The organism is Paenibacillus litoralis, assembly GCF_046244365.1.
In the GTDB taxonomy this organism is placed as follows: domain Bacteria; phylum Bacillota; class Bacilli; order Paenibacillales; family NBRC-103111; genus Paenibacillus_V.
In genome coordinates, this window is sequence record NZ_CP176395.1 from 1,488,095 (window position 1) to 1,502,425 (window position 14,331).

The 14,331-nt window shown below is 42.4% G+C and carries 12 protein-coding genes and 3 pseudogenes; 12 read left to right on the plus strand and 3 right to left on the minus strand.

Going from position 1 to position 14,331, the window contains the following annotated elements; genetic code table 11:
• Positions 1 to 82: 82 nt before the first annotated feature.
• Positions 83 to 277, minus strand: a complete 195-nt coding sequence (locus ACKGJP_RS06290) for a hypothetical protein (protein ID WP_409344823.1) — start codon at positions 275 to 277, stop codon at positions 83 to 85.
• Between the two features lie 93 nt (positions 278 to 370).
• On the opposite strand from ACKGJP_RS06290, the gene ACKGJP_RS06295 reads away from it, so the two are divergent.
• The 4 genes and pseudogenes from ACKGJP_RS06295 (at position 371) to ACKGJP_RS06310 (ending at position 4,464) form a co-directional block, all read left to right on the plus strand.
• Positions 371 to 1,531 (plus strand): hypothetical protein, encoded by a 1,161-nt coding sequence (locus ACKGJP_RS06295; RefSeq protein ID WP_409344824.1) that lies wholly within the window; start codon positions 371 to 373, stop codon positions 1,529 to 1,531.
• 10 nt (positions 1,532 to 1,541) lie between these two features.
• Positions 1,542 to 3,329 carry a hypothetical protein gene (locus tag ACKGJP_RS06300; RefSeq protein ID WP_409344825.1) on the plus strand — a complete coding sequence of 596 codons (1,788 nt, stop codon included), beginning with the start codon at positions 1,542 to 1,544 and terminating at the stop codon, positions 3,327 to 3,329.
• A gap of 133 nt (positions 3,330 to 3,462) precedes the next feature.
• Positions 3,463 to 3,751, plus strand: a pseudogene (locus ACKGJP_RS06305) (IS5/IS1182 family transposase); the annotation flags it as partial.
• Between the two features lie 590 nt (positions 3,752 to 4,341).
• Positions 4,342 to 4,464 (plus strand): sigma factor-like helix-turn-helix DNA-binding protein, encoded by a 123-nt coding sequence (locus ACKGJP_RS06310; protein ID WP_409344826.1) that lies wholly within the window; start codon positions 4,342 to 4,344, stop codon positions 4,462 to 4,464.
• Positions 4,465 to 5,116: 652 nt separating this feature from the next.
• Here the strand turns inward: ACKGJP_RS06310 and ACKGJP_RS06315 are convergent.
• The gene (locus tag ACKGJP_RS06315; RefSeq protein ID WP_409344827.1) at positions 5,117 to 5,293 is read right to left on the minus strand and encodes a hypothetical protein; all 177 of its coding nucleotides are present in this window, start codon (positions 5,291 to 5,293) and stop codon (positions 5,117 to 5,119) included.
• A gap of 97 nt (positions 5,294 to 5,390) precedes the next feature.
• Between ACKGJP_RS06315 and ACKGJP_RS06320 the strand changes: the two genes are divergently transcribed.
• Positions 5,391 to 5,585, plus strand: a complete 195-nt coding sequence (locus ACKGJP_RS06320; RefSeq protein WP_409344828.1) for a hypothetical protein — start codon at positions 5,391 to 5,393, stop codon at positions 5,583 to 5,585.
• Between the two features lie 188 nt (positions 5,586 to 5,773).
• Here the strand turns inward: ACKGJP_RS06320 and ACKGJP_RS06325 are convergent, their stop codons facing one another.
• On the minus strand, positions 5,774 to 6,103 hold the full coding sequence (locus ACKGJP_RS06325; protein ID WP_409344829.1) for a helix-turn-helix domain-containing protein: 330 nt from the start codon (positions 6,101 to 6,103) through the stop codon (positions 5,774 to 5,776).
• 306 nt (positions 6,104 to 6,409) lie between these two features.
• Between ACKGJP_RS06325 and ACKGJP_RS06330 the strand changes: the two genes are divergently transcribed.
• From ACKGJP_RS06330 to ACKGJP_RS06360, 7 genes and pseudogenes are all read left to right on the plus strand, one after another.
• Positions 6,410 to 6,898 (plus strand): AsnC family protein, encoded by a 489-nt coding sequence (locus tag ACKGJP_RS06330; protein ID WP_409344830.1) that lies wholly within the window; start codon positions 6,410 to 6,412, stop codon positions 6,896 to 6,898.
• A 90-nt stretch (positions 6,899 to 6,988) separates the two neighbouring features.
• Positions 6,989 to 7,468 (plus strand): hypothetical protein, encoded by a 480-nt coding sequence (locus ACKGJP_RS06335; protein ID WP_409344831.1) that lies wholly within the window; start codon positions 6,989 to 6,991, stop codon positions 7,466 to 7,468.
• Positions 7,469 to 8,302: 834 nt separating this feature from the next.
• The gene (locus ACKGJP_RS06340; protein ID WP_409344832.1) at positions 8,303 to 8,656 is read left to right on the plus strand and encodes a hypothetical protein; all 354 of its coding nucleotides are present in this window, start codon (positions 8,303 to 8,305) and stop codon (positions 8,654 to 8,656) included.
• A gap of 646 nt (positions 8,657 to 9,302) precedes the next feature.
• Positions 9,303 to 9,599: pseudogene (locus ACKGJP_RS06345) on the plus strand (5'-3' exonuclease H3TH domain-containing protein); the annotation flags it as partial.
• A gap of 363 nt (positions 9,600 to 9,962) precedes the next feature.
• A pseudogene (locus ACKGJP_RS06350) lies at positions 9,963 to 10,667 on the plus strand (SDR family NAD(P)-dependent oxidoreductase); the annotation flags it as partial.
• A gap of 158 nt (positions 10,668 to 10,825) precedes the next feature.
• Entirely contained in the window at positions 10,826 to 12,715 is a 1,890-nt protein-coding gene (locus ACKGJP_RS06355; RefSeq protein WP_409344833.1) for a family 20 glycosylhydrolase, read from the plus strand.
• Between the two features lie 37 nt (positions 12,716 to 12,752).
• Complete coding sequence (locus ACKGJP_RS06360; RefSeq protein ID WP_409344834.1) at positions 12,753 to 14,192, plus strand: N,N-dimethylformamidase beta subunit family domain-containing protein; 1,440 nt, start codon at positions 12,753 to 12,755, stop codon at positions 14,190 to 14,192.
• Positions 14,193 to 14,331 lie beyond the last annotated feature (139 nt).

Here is a 14,331-nt window from a genome sequence, read left to right on the forward strand (position 1 = left end):
TCGACAAAGAAGGAGAAAAGTTCCATTTTGTAGAAGTAGTCAACCATATTCAAAAAGAAGCAGAGAACCTTCTATTCTTATGTTAGGTCCAATGTTCAATATCGTTATTAAGTATAATTCGAATGTCTTGCTCAATTAGAAGGCGTTGTCCGTACTGCAAGCCCATATAAAAGCTTTTTTCAATTAAACACTTTTCTCTGTCGGTAAGTGTTGTAAGTGTGTCGGATTCATAAAGGTCAATCATACGTTGGGCCAATTGTGGCAAAGATGTTTGCATATATACTCCTCCAAGTCTTTTTGCTATTGTATGCGCGAAGTACCATTTTATTTAAAAAATTTATATAAAAAAATATCCAAGGGAGAAGAGACGATGTTAGTTGGGCTTAGAAGTGAAATTACACAGAATTCGTTAACGTTGAATAAGTTTTATTATGCATATTGCGAAAAAAACCCGAATACGCTTCACTTTTCGCATGTCTTGGATTGGTCAAATGTTCAGAAATCTTTAGGAGCAATCATTTATAAGCAACTCCAATTTCTAGTTTGCAAAGGAAAACTGCATGAACAAAATTACAAAAGTGATCACACAGGTACGATTTTACCGCTCGATAATTCGATAATAGTCCCGAACGGATATGTATTTCCCATTGATAATTCTGTTCTTAACACATTAGCGTCTTTAATATCTGGAACATTATCGAATGCCGATGTCCAACAAAAGGGCGATTTACTGGCATTAAAGTTCCTTACTGCTACTAAGTCTAGAACAAGTGTATATGGCATGATTACATTTAGTGCAAATCTAAATGGATCCACACAAAATTTTGTTTTTATTACACTTTGTGACCTTGAAAAGGAGTTTGAAAACTTAAGAATTGATGAAAGTAAACAGGAGTTAATATGGGAATTAATAAAAAATACGTTTAAAGAAAAGAATCTGACAAAAGGCTTGTTGTTCCCTTACGTCGATCTTTCATCCACCGACGTGAGCAATTTTGTTCTTTTTGATAAAGATCAAACACTTTACTGGGCCGAAGCGTTTGAATGCAAATCAAAATTCACATCAGCTATTGAAAAAGAAGGGTTCCAAACGATTCTTAGAGAACAGATCTTTAATCATGAAAAGCAAACGGACGAGATTTGGGCAAAGATTGGACAAGAGGTGTTTAACGACGAGAATGGACCAGTTAGGATCGTCACTAAAGATCACATGAAAAAAGTTGTACAAGGAATTAGCAAACAAGAATTTGTAGATGACAAGTTTGATGAACAGTGGAGAGCTATTTTCAAAGATGATGGGTACTCGCTCTCTGTGGAAAACTTACAATCTGAGAAAATGAAATTATCAGTAAAGATGGACAAAGTCGAAATTAATGCTCCTTTGTCTGAAATGCGAAAAATGAAGCAATTCAAACATAACGACAAAGTATATTTAATGATAAGCGGTAATGAATTGGCTAAAGTAAAAGAAATGAACTCAGAAATAAGTGAAATTACTTGGGAAGAGTTTAAAGCACTAGTTGATGAATAAGGGGATTTCAATGAATATTGAGAGCCTAGGGCGTATTATCTCTAAAGCAATTGAGCATGCGGATGCGAGTAATGAAACGGGAACAATTATAACATCTGAGACTTTTGAAATATCAACTTTAACCAGTGATCATGAAGAATTTTATTTTAAGGAATTACAGTGGGATCAAAATCAATCATTTTTTGAATTGAACATAACAGAGGACTCAACGGGGAAGGAGTACCCATATAAGGATTCTGAAAGGGATTTTGTTATTCAAGAACCCTTGTTGTTTTTGTGTGAACAACACGATAGCATTTATAGGCAATTGCTTGAAGAAAAAGATAATGTGATTGATCCATTTCGGCGATTTGAACTGTTAAAAGATATTCATTGCTGCTCGAACTGCATGTTTCAATTTAAATTGATATTTAAAGTAACTAAAGAACAATTGTTACGCAAGTGGTTTGCTGATAAAGGAATCAATTATGCACAAGATATTGATCTTCATTTTTGGTCATCTCTAATCGAGTTTAAGAAACAATTTAATCTTTTGACTTTCATGAAAAAGAAGCCAAAACCTCAACTTCTTCTTTTATTAAGTGAAGATACGTTGAACTCTTCAGGTTTTATTAATTTTGTTGGATTAAATTCAACACAAAACCGAGATAAAATAAAAGACATTGTTGAGAATCTTGTAATTAAGAAAAAAGAACTTGATAAGAACATTGAAAAACAAAATAAGCTTACTAAGAAGAGCGAAGGGATTTTTTATTATCCTCCAGAGTTTTGGCTGGAAGAAAACACACTGGTGCTCTCTTCTTTCTCTGAATCCAAAAAAGAGATTTTTCAAGTACATATCGGCTTTCTAATTTCTCTATGGCAAGTTGTCGCTGACAAAATATTCATCCATGAAAATGGGCTAAAATTTACTTTGGATAGGGAAGTAAAGATACAAACTCAAATGCAATATATCGATCAAGCTTGGAAATTGGATGAACAAGAGCTTGAATTAGAATCAGAACAAGAAGCACAGCAAATGGAGTTTTATGAGAAATGTATTTATTCAAAATATGCAGAGTCCAATTATAAATTATTAAGAACAACTATTATACTTGCTGGAGATGAATCCCTCTTAAGCATTGTTTATAATACGGGAAAGTTAATTCGCTACTATTCTTATCAGTTTGAAAACCTAATGAATGACAAGCTTAAAGAGCAATCTGAGGTTGTTAAATCTCTCGTAAATGCAACACAAGCCTTAAAAAGTAAGTTAATTCAGGGTATCGATGATATTAATAAAAATATGACAAATGTGATTACTGTTTTGTTAGGTATTTTAATCTCCTATGCAACCATCTACGGAAAAACCACATCAGCTAACGGATATGAGTTTATCATCTCAGTTTTTGTTTTATTTTCTCTAGTTTATATACCCATACATAAATATAGGGTTATTCATTGTATAGAGATGGGGAACAAAAACTTGACTGAATTTTATAACGATATTGCAATAATTTATAAAATTTATGATTATGATTTTCAAGATATGATCAAAGTAAAAGAAAGCAACTTGTTAGCAGAGAAAAAACTAAAAAATGCTGCTCTGATTAATTTCCTCATATTCATCGTAATGAGCGTAGTTGTATATCTATTTACAAGAAAATTACTCAATAGCCATTATAAAAACACGGCTTTCAACGGTTATTTACAACTAGATGAATTGTTTTGGATCTATAATTCCTTGCTTTGTGTAACTACAATAGGGCTCATTATCTATTTTGTTTTGCAAAAAAGATCAATTAAAAATCATAAATAACTAGCTAATTAGGCTTGCTGAACAAACAAAAACACAAGTAATAACAAGGATTTGAGTCCTGTTTTGTCGAAGTAAGATACAAGGAAACCGGTAGCCAGTCCGGTAAAAACCGTGCATCTGGAGGACGAAATTCATGTTCCAACGCAGTGAAGGCCAATTGGTTATGCCAGGCGATTTTTTCTTGCCGTTCGGCGGTAAGCTGAGCGAAGACAACCGGTGAGTCTTGCTCGCCGCGATGATTCCGTGGGCGAAGGTCGAAGAGAAGTACGCGAAGGCATTCAAGAAGAGTTTGAAAGGGCAGAAAGCTGTGCCTGTTCGTATCGCACTGGGCGCCCTCATCATTCAAGAACGTTTAGGAACGGAAGGATGACCGTGAGACCTTGCAGCAGATCCTGGAGAACCCCTACGTGCAGTACTTTATGGAAGAATCAAAACGACATTCATTGGCAATTCGATGCGATCTTCCGGGAACTGCGTCTGTTCAACAACAAGATCCAATTGATAGACAAGTGCTTAAACAACACGTTAGCGTCGGATCCGATATCCAAGCCGAATTGGAACGGTACGCTGAGACATTAATGGGCTCCGACATCGTCGAGATGGGTTATGTCCTCGTCATGAAGGGACATGAATTGGCAATCGGCTCTGCATTGCATTCGGCATAATACGGACATAAGGGGAACTTTTATGCAAAAGCAGGGCGTGCTGCGAACATAATAATGGATTTTGTTCTCGTAAAGGACTGGACGAATCGGAAGTCACAGTACTTAACAGCCTAGATGACATCATCAGTGACCTCAATTACTCCCTAGAATGGATGCGATCTGGCCGGCGACCGGGGAACCGCCGGGGGATTGAACGCAGAAGTGTGTATCAAAGAACGGCACTACTAGATCCAGAACTCTTTCCTTCACTGGACTTAGAGCTTCAGGAACGTATTATAACGGATGACGATAAAAGAATAATCGTAGATATGTTGTGGAAGCTTTCCAGTCGAGAACGGTAGTGTTACTTGCTGCACATATCATATGGAATGAGCTATGCAGATATAAGTCGTGAGCTAAAGATCTCTAGAAGCACGGTACAAAAGTTTATTGAGAGAGCAAAAGCGAAGGTCATGGGAAAAGGGGCATAAAAAATGCCCCCAGAGTGTCGAGAAAGTCCTCAGGACTTTTCGGCACTTTAATTTTTATGTGGTGACTCTCATCTTTAAAAAGAAAAATCAATTTAAAACGATCTGAGAGTCAAGTTTTTAGGGCAAAATCAGTTGATTATTGGTAGGCGCAAAAATATGTGAATATTTCGATGTCTTAGAGCCACCATTCCGGTGAGTAGTGAGCCAGCCCTCCGGAAAAAATGAGCCAGCCTTCCGGTGACGGGAACCACCCTACTTCTCAAGAAAAGTCACTTGCATTTTAGAAGAAGATATGGTGCGGGAATCAAGGGCGAGCGTAGCGAGTTCATCTTGACCCTTGAATCCCTTACCAGCCTCAAATCCTATCATTGGTGGTCTTAGCTAAGACCACCTGCCCTCCGGCGAGGACGGGGGTTGGGGCAGAGCCCCAAGAGTCAGTTCCTGGTTTGATATTCATTTTGTCGGTGGCTCTCTGAACCGGAAGGGTGGCTCAAAAATACCGGAGAAGTGGCTCTCACATTCCGGAACGGTGGCTCATTCTGCTCCGGAGTATTCAATATGGGGTTTCTCTACAGCCTGGGGCATAAAAAATGCCCCTTTTGTTTCAATTTTGTTGTGCAAATGTCGTACAGTTGCCAATTAGAGGTGAAGGCTATGCTCGAAATTCGCAATTTTCTCTTACGTACATCATGTTATCAATTGTTCTGATAACCTCACTGTTGTAATCAGTGAGCATTCCGCTACCGATGAGTTCACCATCTTGGTAAATCTCAATTTTATCAAACATGGCAGCCATAAAGTCGTGGTCATAAACTAAGATCTTGGTCATCAATGCATCTCTCCTTTTCAAGGTTTCTTTCTTCGACATGTTTAGAGTGAATTCCTTCCTTATGTCGAATAGTGATTGCGGGAAGGAGGTGTACTAATTGGTGACTTTAGAAGTTTTAATAAACGAAGGCGAGGTTGTGAAACGAGAATGCTCGCAACAAGGTATGACGGGAGTTTATGTAACTGGAGAGAGGTATGAGCTATGGATTGCAAAGAGCATACTGTTCCTCGAAAAATACAAAACTAGCCAGATATTGAAAGAACGTTTACTGAAGCTGCAAAAAGAGCAGTAGGAAATAACGATAGTCATCTGGATACAATGATGGGTATCCTTAAAGCTTTGAAAGAGTCTGAATAATTGTAACGAAGCAAGCACCCTAGTGGTGCTTTTTTATATTGATCAAAAACGCCCCCTACTCCACAAGCAACCCCCTTTTCAATGATTTGAAAAGGGGGTTGCTTGTAAGTTGCCAATCTACAGTTAATGCGAATGATATAACTCTAAAAATTGTAGGAGAATTTCTTTTTCCTCTAGAGTCATGCTATCGATTCTCTTTTGTATCATCACATTCGTAACATCTAGTGTATCTGAGTTAGGGAAAATCATCTTAAAAAATTCTACTAAATTCAGATTCAAAACAGAAACAATTTTATCCAAGTTTTCAACGGAGGGACTTATTTCTCCGCGTTCGATTTTGCCAATATGAGTAGAGTGAAGCCCGCTCAAGTATGCCAGTTCTTCAATAGTATGATTACGGCGCTTCCTTACAGTTCTAATGACATTTCCAACAGATTTTTTCGATATCTCCAAGAGCTACACCTCAAAACAAACATAGCGTAACAGAGATGTACCACCAAGAGATTAAGTGGTATTTGAATATACCAAATTTGGTTTATTTCTGGTATGATATAGTTTATATCAGAGAAGTGGGAAATGTATTTTATGAAAATTTGTGGAGGCAGGTCATGTGCTCCATGGGGCTAGTCCGCACTTAATAGACTTACTCAACAAATACAGGACAATATTATTATTCCAGCAGACCAGGTGAGTGCATTGAATCATGAGGCCCCAGGTACGTGTAAGTTCATAAAATCATAGTGCGGTAGGAGAATGCGCATGAAACCAACCCACCTTGAAACTAACAAGCTGGATTTCTTTTGCATTTATAATAAAGATTTTGACAGCGAACGATTATTCCAAGTAGGCAAGCATGAACGTGTGGAAGTGAAAATCCATAGTGTGCGGTTCGATGAACTCGACAGGCACATTTTAATGACAATCTTGAATAAAGGAGAAAAGGAACTCGGTTACGACGAAGTTAGTTGCCGAATACCAGCCCGGGTATTAATGAATCTGGTAGGACTTCATGAAACAGATCTTTACGAACGGATGCGGAAGTATCTAAGCCTCTGGTTAGAGACATACACGGATCTGGCAGATTCTGAATTCAGTCTTTGCAGCATTCGAACTTTATCAGAAAATAGTAAGCCAGTCGTATTTGAATTGACGTTTCATCATTACAAAGTGCTCCTTAAGTATTTTAATGAGGCTTTTATCGAATTATTAATGAATGGTATAGATGCTGGTCTGCCAAAAGTGCATTAATTCGAGGCCAATGATGCTTTGAGTTGTACTTTCAAATCATTAGGGGCGAACGAGTTGCGCACTTCAGAAAGCTTAATACGAGACGAAGAGGTGAATACGATGCTGCCAGGGGTTTATAAACTGAACTTTTTGGATATTTTTAGCTCAGAATATGCGAAAGAAAATATCGCTGTTGGAGTAAACGAGGAAGTCACCATTACAATTAAAAGCCCAATGGTAACTTTATTGGACAAAGACGTGCTAATAGGTATATTTAATTATGGAGAAAAAACCGATCTAGATGATAACATTGTATGCACAATCAGCGAAGATTTGTTATACAGCCATGTTCCGATTGAGCTTGATGTTTTAGAAGAAGCGTTGGGACGATTGTCTCGTATAAAAATTGAGGTTAATTATTCCTTTAACGGTGAACGCCATCAAATCCTACATAATTTATTTGACGTGCAAGAATCAATAGATGCCGTTGGAGAACTGAAATTTGTTACAATAGGTGTAAGATCTGCAAGTATTATGAAGTGGTTGTTTGCTAATAATTTTATGAAACTAGCAGATGTCAAATGTGGCTAAATGCATTTTCATAGGAGTGGTTTGGTGACTCGATTGAAATGAAAACTTAAGACAATGTTGCTTATGAAATAATACCGTGAGTTACTAAAAATGCGTCTGGATGCGGAAGAAAGTATCAACTCGAGGTGAAGTTTAGCACTGTTCAAACCAATTTATTTGAATCAGAAAAGAAAGCGATTTGCGATCTAGAACGGTTGATGGATATCTATGCAAAATATCATGAGAGTAGCAGCGAGATTGAGCGTTCGGAGATTTATGAGCAAATCAGGGAGAAATACAATTGAGATACTCTAATTTAACCAATGAACTTAACTAATTGGTTCGCATGTCCATTCCGATAACTCCTCGATGTCATGAAAAGCTCCTATCCGTCGTAGGTACTCATGGCCTCCATCTACGCCGACGGCACCACAGCTACAAAACTTACATTCATAAACGAGCGTCGATTCAACGATATTTAGACAGCGTTTGCAGCGGATTTTATTTATTAATATTTGTTTTTTTTCCATATTATCCACCTCGTTCGTATAGATGAAAAGTCCTGAATCAGTGGATTCAGGACTTTTCTATCCATTACGGATATTTAGAAGCATATTCCAAAAGATGCTCATTGCGAGCTTGAATGCTCTCATTGTATAGCATTATTTCAAGTGCAGTCAAGCGATGGAAGAGAATATTTTGATTACTGTGTAAAAGAATAATGGCTTCAAATTCCAAGTGACTGGAGGATATAAAGGTACATTCGCGTAATTCGCAACTTATAGAAAATGGAAATTATTTGAACTGGATAAGAGGATTCCTCTGTTTGATTTAAAGACGAGGGGGTAAAAACTATTGTATAAATCAGTTATTATACAAGACAAATTTCTAGTTATTGTAACTGATGGAGTTTTTGATACGCCTATAATTGAGCTGCCTACAGAAGAGCTTGCTGATAGAGTGGCTTATGAACTACAAACCGCTCGTGATGAAGGTGAACTCTGGGGAGCAGATCAAATCCTCAATGAACGATATGGTGAGAAAGTTATAAATGAAACTAGAGAAGCGCTAAAAAAGGTAAGGTCTATGGATAACGAGGAAAGAGAATTTTATCTTGAAAAAATACGTCGTCGCCACGAAAGGGTTCAAAAAGTTCAACAAGCACGAAGGTGGAAAAGTGTATTAAGTTGGAAGAAAAAGCATAATTAAAAAGCACAATCTATCGGCAAAGGCAGCTTGATTGGTTCTATGAGAATGGAATTAGTTCGCTTTCTTTAATGCATTACTAATGGCTGTTATAGTGTTCATATACGTCTTAGTAAATCCAGTCTAATGGAATCAATAAGCAAAAAATTGAGTGAATGACATGTTATCAAAAGGTAAAGAGCTATTGGAGTATCTAAATAAGGCCGCCGAGCAAGCAAGAAGAGAAGCAAAGCAAGCTAGGGCATCCATTTATTATATTCGCGACAGCATAAGAATTCGTGAAGCGTCGGACGGCCAGAAATTTGAGATTCAGATAGATGATTCAGGAAACCGAACTGAACGGGTCTTACATTGATGAACCGCGACACAGATTCCAGTCGATAAACTAGAAGTGCTATTTGCATCGTAATAAAGCACCGGGAAAATGGGGCTAGTTCTAATCAATCTTCTACGAAAAAGAAGGGTCAGCTTTATTGAAGCTGAGGCATATTGGAGACATTTTATTAGATAGCAGTGATATTTCCCAAAGTTTTTAATTGCTGACTTAAAAAAATGGGAAATCGAAAAAGTTCCCTCTGATTCTTATGGGTACTATTAACATTATGGAAAGGTTAAAAATTAACTTTTCCCAATATTTTTCAAGTTCCCCTCAGACAACTACCCGGGTGTAAAAGGGATCGGCGAAAAAACGGCCGTCAAGCTGCTCAGCGAATTCGAGCATATCGAAGGCATTCTCGAGAATCTGGCCCTGCTGCCGAAGGGCGTAAGGGCTAAAATAGAAGCCGAGCTCGACATGCTCCACTTGTCGCGCGACCTCGCACGTATCCGCTGCGACGTGCCGGTTGCCTGCACGATGGAGGAATGCTTGCTGGACGTGGACCGGAACCGGGTGAGAAGTAAATTCGAAGAACTTGAATTTAAAGGGCTTTTGCAATTATTCAAATAGCTGAACGCAGGACGTGTCCATGATCTTCATGGGCGCGTCTTTTTTTTTATGTCAGAAAGTATATCCTCCGCTGATTGTTCCATTTCCCGGTAAACGCGCTCGTCTTACAGGACGGCGAAGCCGTTTATCCTTGTCCTGAAAATGCACTTATCGAGCATCCTTAAGTCGGCACAACGGGCCGGGTACGCTGGAGAAGCACTAATTTCAGAACTAAAGGTGGCTTTGAGAACTTTCATTTTCCTTGAAACAGAACTCATGCAACGTTTGAGGACTGGTGGTTTGAACTAGTGATAAATAAGATGGAGTCATGGAACGGCAAAGCTTTCAAGACGACTTACAGCATGAGGCGGAGGGAGTAATAGAATGGTACGATTTCGAAACAAAACAGCTTTAGTAACCGGCGGAAGCCGCGGAATCGGTAAGGCGATCGCCGAACGTTTCGCTGCCGAAGGCGCAAAGGTGGCGATCGTCTCCAATTGTGCGGAGGAGTTGAATCTGGCGGAACGGCAATATAAAACCGCGGGTTACGACATGTTGCCCCTACTAGCCGACGTTTCCGATGCCGGCCAAGTCGAGAGAGCCGTCGAACGTACGGTTTCGGAATGGGGCCGAATCGATATTCTTGCCAATAATGCCGGAGTCGCTTGGGAAGAAGATTTCTTGGAGCTAAAGGACGAGAATTGGCGCAAAATGCTGGACATCAATCTGAGCGGCATGTTCTATACCGCACAGCGGGTATCCCGCCAGATGGTCAAGCAGGGGGAGGCGTCATTATCAATATGTCCTCCACCAACGGGATTGTGGGCGAGGCCAAATACGCGCATTATAACGCATCGAAGGGTGGCATTGTTTTGTTGACCAAAACGATGGCGTTGGAGCTGGGAGACCGAGGCATTCGCGTGAATGCGGTTTGTCCGGGTTATATTCGGAGCCCGATGTCCGAAGCGATCGACAGTCCCGAATTTGTAGAAGCGTACATTCGAGCCAAAATCCCGTTAGGCAGAGCGGGAGCGCCTGACGATGTAGCGGGAGTATTCGCTTTCCTTGCTTCCGACGATGCGGCTTTTATAACGGGCACAACCCTTGTAGTCGATGGCGGACAGCTCGCTTTTTAAATTTTTCAGAAAGTATATCGTGGAAGTCACCTAAATCTCGGTAAACGCGCTTGTCCCTAAAAGGACGGCGCAGCCGTTTATCCTTGTGGTTTGACGACGGGAGGCATACAAGTGAACTTGAACTTTATTTTGGAAGATTCCGATTTGGAGCCCGGCATTCGGTTATTTGCTGAGGAATTCCGATTCTCCGTAAGCGAAGAGGGCATGCCTGTTCAAGTAACGCGCAAAAACGAAAATATAATCGTCGTATCGAAATCGGGGGATAAGGCTCACATTCAATACGAGCATAAGCATCAATTTTTCCGGGCGCTCGGATTGCTTTTGGAAAGCTTGCAGCACGAACAGAAATTCCATATAACGGAAACGCCTCAATTCAGCACGAACGGCCCGATGATCGACGTCTCTCAGGGAAATGCGGTACTGCACGTCGAGACGATTAAACGGTTAATCACAAAGATGGCCGCCATGGGACTTAATATGCTGATGCTGTACACCGAGGATAGCTACGAAGTCAAAGAGCAGCCTTACTTCGGCTACATGAGAGGCAGGTATACGCAAGAGGAGATTCGGCAGTGCGACGACTTTGCCCATCTGTTCGGAATCGAGCTTATTCCTTGCATTCAAACCTTAAGCCATTTGAGAGACGTATTGAAATGGGAGTGTTTTGCGGGCATCAAGGATGACGGGGATACGCTGCTCGTGGGAGAAGAGAAAACTTACGCGTTTATCGAGCAGATGATCGTAGCGGCGACGAGTCCCATCCGGTCGAAGCGCATCCATATCGGCATGGATGAAGCTTTGAAGCTGGGTCAGGGGAATTACCTGATCCGAAACGGATTGCGCTCCAAATTCGAAATCATGAACGAACACTTGGCCAGGGTGCTGCAGATCACGGGAAAACTCGGTTTGAAGCCGATGATATGGAGCGATATGTATTTTCGGATGGGGTCCGGGCTGGAGGATAATTACGACCGAAATAGGATCCTGCCTGACAACATTTCGGAGATCATGCCCCAAAATTTGCAATATATTTTCTGGGACTATTACCACTACGATGAGGAATTTTATCTCGATTTTATTCGGAAGCACAAGCAATTCGGTTCCACTCCTATTTTTGCCGGCGGGATTTGGAACTGGAAAGGGTTCTGCTTGAACTATGGCGCAACTTTCGCATCTACCGAAGCGGCCATGGCTGCCTGCAAAAAAGAAGGCGTGAAGGAAATCATCGCTACGCTATGGGGCGACGACGGAACGGAGTGCCATATTTATTCCGCCTTGCTCGGCTTACAGCTGTTCGCGGAACACGGGTATGCGGAACGAGTGGATGAACGCAAATTGAAGCGAAGGTTCGAATTTTGCACAGGCGGCCGTTACGAGGATTTCATGGAGATCCGTCTTGTCGACGAAATTCCCGGCACTTCCGAAGGGAACCGCGAAATGGCGAATCCGTCCCGTTACCTGCTGTGGCAGCAGGCGTTAATGGGATTGTTTGATAAAAATATCGACGGGCTGCCGTTAGCCGAGCATTATGCCAAGTTAGCCATTCAATATGAGCAGGCGACTCAGCGCAATGGAGAATGGGGTCAAGTATTCGAGATTTTACAAAAGCTATGCCGCGTGCTTTCCGTCAAATCGGAGATCGGCTTACGAATTACGCGCGCCTATAAGGCTGGGGATAAAGCGTCTTTGCATGATTTCGCACAGGTGGAGCTGGCTGATCTGATCGGCCGGGTGGAACAATTACGGGAGTGCCATCTGAGCCAGTGGCATCAGTTGTACAAACCGTTCGGCTGGGAGGTCATCGATTTCCGTTACGGCGGGCTTATGGCAAGTCTTAGAACGGCGATCCGGCGACTAAACGATTATGTCGGCGGAAGGATCGATCGTTTGGAAGAGCTTGAACAGGAACGTCTGCCGTATCAAGGACAGGAAGGTATCGTGGACTGCTACTGGTATAAGGGAATGCCGACGGCAAGCAGGCTTGTTCAGTTCGTGGACTAGGACTCTTTCATTACTTAGACATTTGGAGTGAACGTTGATGGAAAACCTTACGGTAAAAGAAAATGCGCTGCCGGGTACGCTGAATTGGCAGCTTACCCAATACGAGTTCGAATATACGGAGAGTCCTCAAGGAACCGAGCTGATCCATGGAGCCCGTTCCGCCGCGATCGAGGGATATGCTTCCCGTACCAGCGTCTACCCGGGAGAACGTATAGATTTCATGGTGAGCACGTCCCCTGCCTGCCCGTTCAGCGTGGATATTTACCGGCTAGGGTATTACGACGGTACCGGAGGGCGACACGTGCTGCATCTCGGTCCGTTTGAAGGAGAAGAACAGCCGGTACCGCCGGAGACGACGGAGCGGCTGCGGGAATGCAAATGGCAGCCAAGCGTAACCCTTCAGATTCCTGATGATTGGGTCAGCGGCGTTTATCTGGCGAAGCTGACTAAGCAAGCATCCTTGCGTGCCCAAAGTTACATGATCTTTGTAGTGAAACAAAGAAGGAAGACGGAAATTCTCGTCCAAGTGAGCGATCTGACGTGGCAGGCTTATAACAAATGGCCCGCCACCAGCTCGCTTTACGATGACGGAGCGAACGCCTGGTTTACCGGCCCCCATGTCCGGGTCGGCTTCGATCGGCCGTACAGCAAATACTTTCAGGTTGTCGACTCGCCTTTATCCTGCGGCTCCGGCGAATTTCTCCTGTGGGAGTTCCCGCTCGCCTACTGGCTGGAAGCGGAAGGCTACGATGTCACGTATTGCTCCAATCTCGATCTTCACGGAGACCCCGGTTTATTGGAAACCTGCCAAGTATTCATTTCCGTAGGACACGATGAATATTGGACAAGGGAAATGTACCAACATGCAACGGCCGCTCGCGATAAGGGAGTCAGCTTGCTCTTTCTTTCAGGGAACGCCGTCTATCATGAAATTATTCCCTATGACGATAACGTCGCAGCCGCCCCGTTCCGTTCATTCGCCCGAAAACAAAGGTTTTGCGACGAGCAACAATTGATGGGAACCGCCTCGTTTGCTTCGGGGTACGGAGACTGGACGGTGGCAAAGCCGGAGCATTGGGTGTTTGCGGGCACAGGCATGAAGGCGGGCGACAGCATTCCCGGTTTGATCGGCTGGGAATATCACGGGTTGCCGGCCAAGGAAATAGCAGGCCTGGAAATATTGGCCCATAGCGATTTGGTAGGGCATCAGCCTGAAGCTCTGGAATGCGCGGATGGCACTCTTCGAGTGGGCGACGGGAAGCATGCGGCCGTCATCTACCCGGGTCCGCGCAATAACTGGGTGTTCAACGCAGGGACGATCTGGTGGGCCGAAGGATTAAGCAATCCGCCCGGTCACATTCCGGCGTCGGGCACGTTCGGCCGGGTGCTGGGACCCGACTCAAGAGTCCAGCAAATGACCCGAAATTTGTTGGCCCGTTGTTTAAGAGCTAACTCGGATAAGCCGGTTGCGGACTAAGAGTGCGCTTGAACGCGCTCGTCTTAGCGCTTATGCCGATGAAGTCTACTATCGATTGATCAATAGCGGGTAGTGAATGACGTTGATAGTATGGATGAAGGCGATCCTGAGGTGATGTCGCTGTTTGTGAATGTGATAT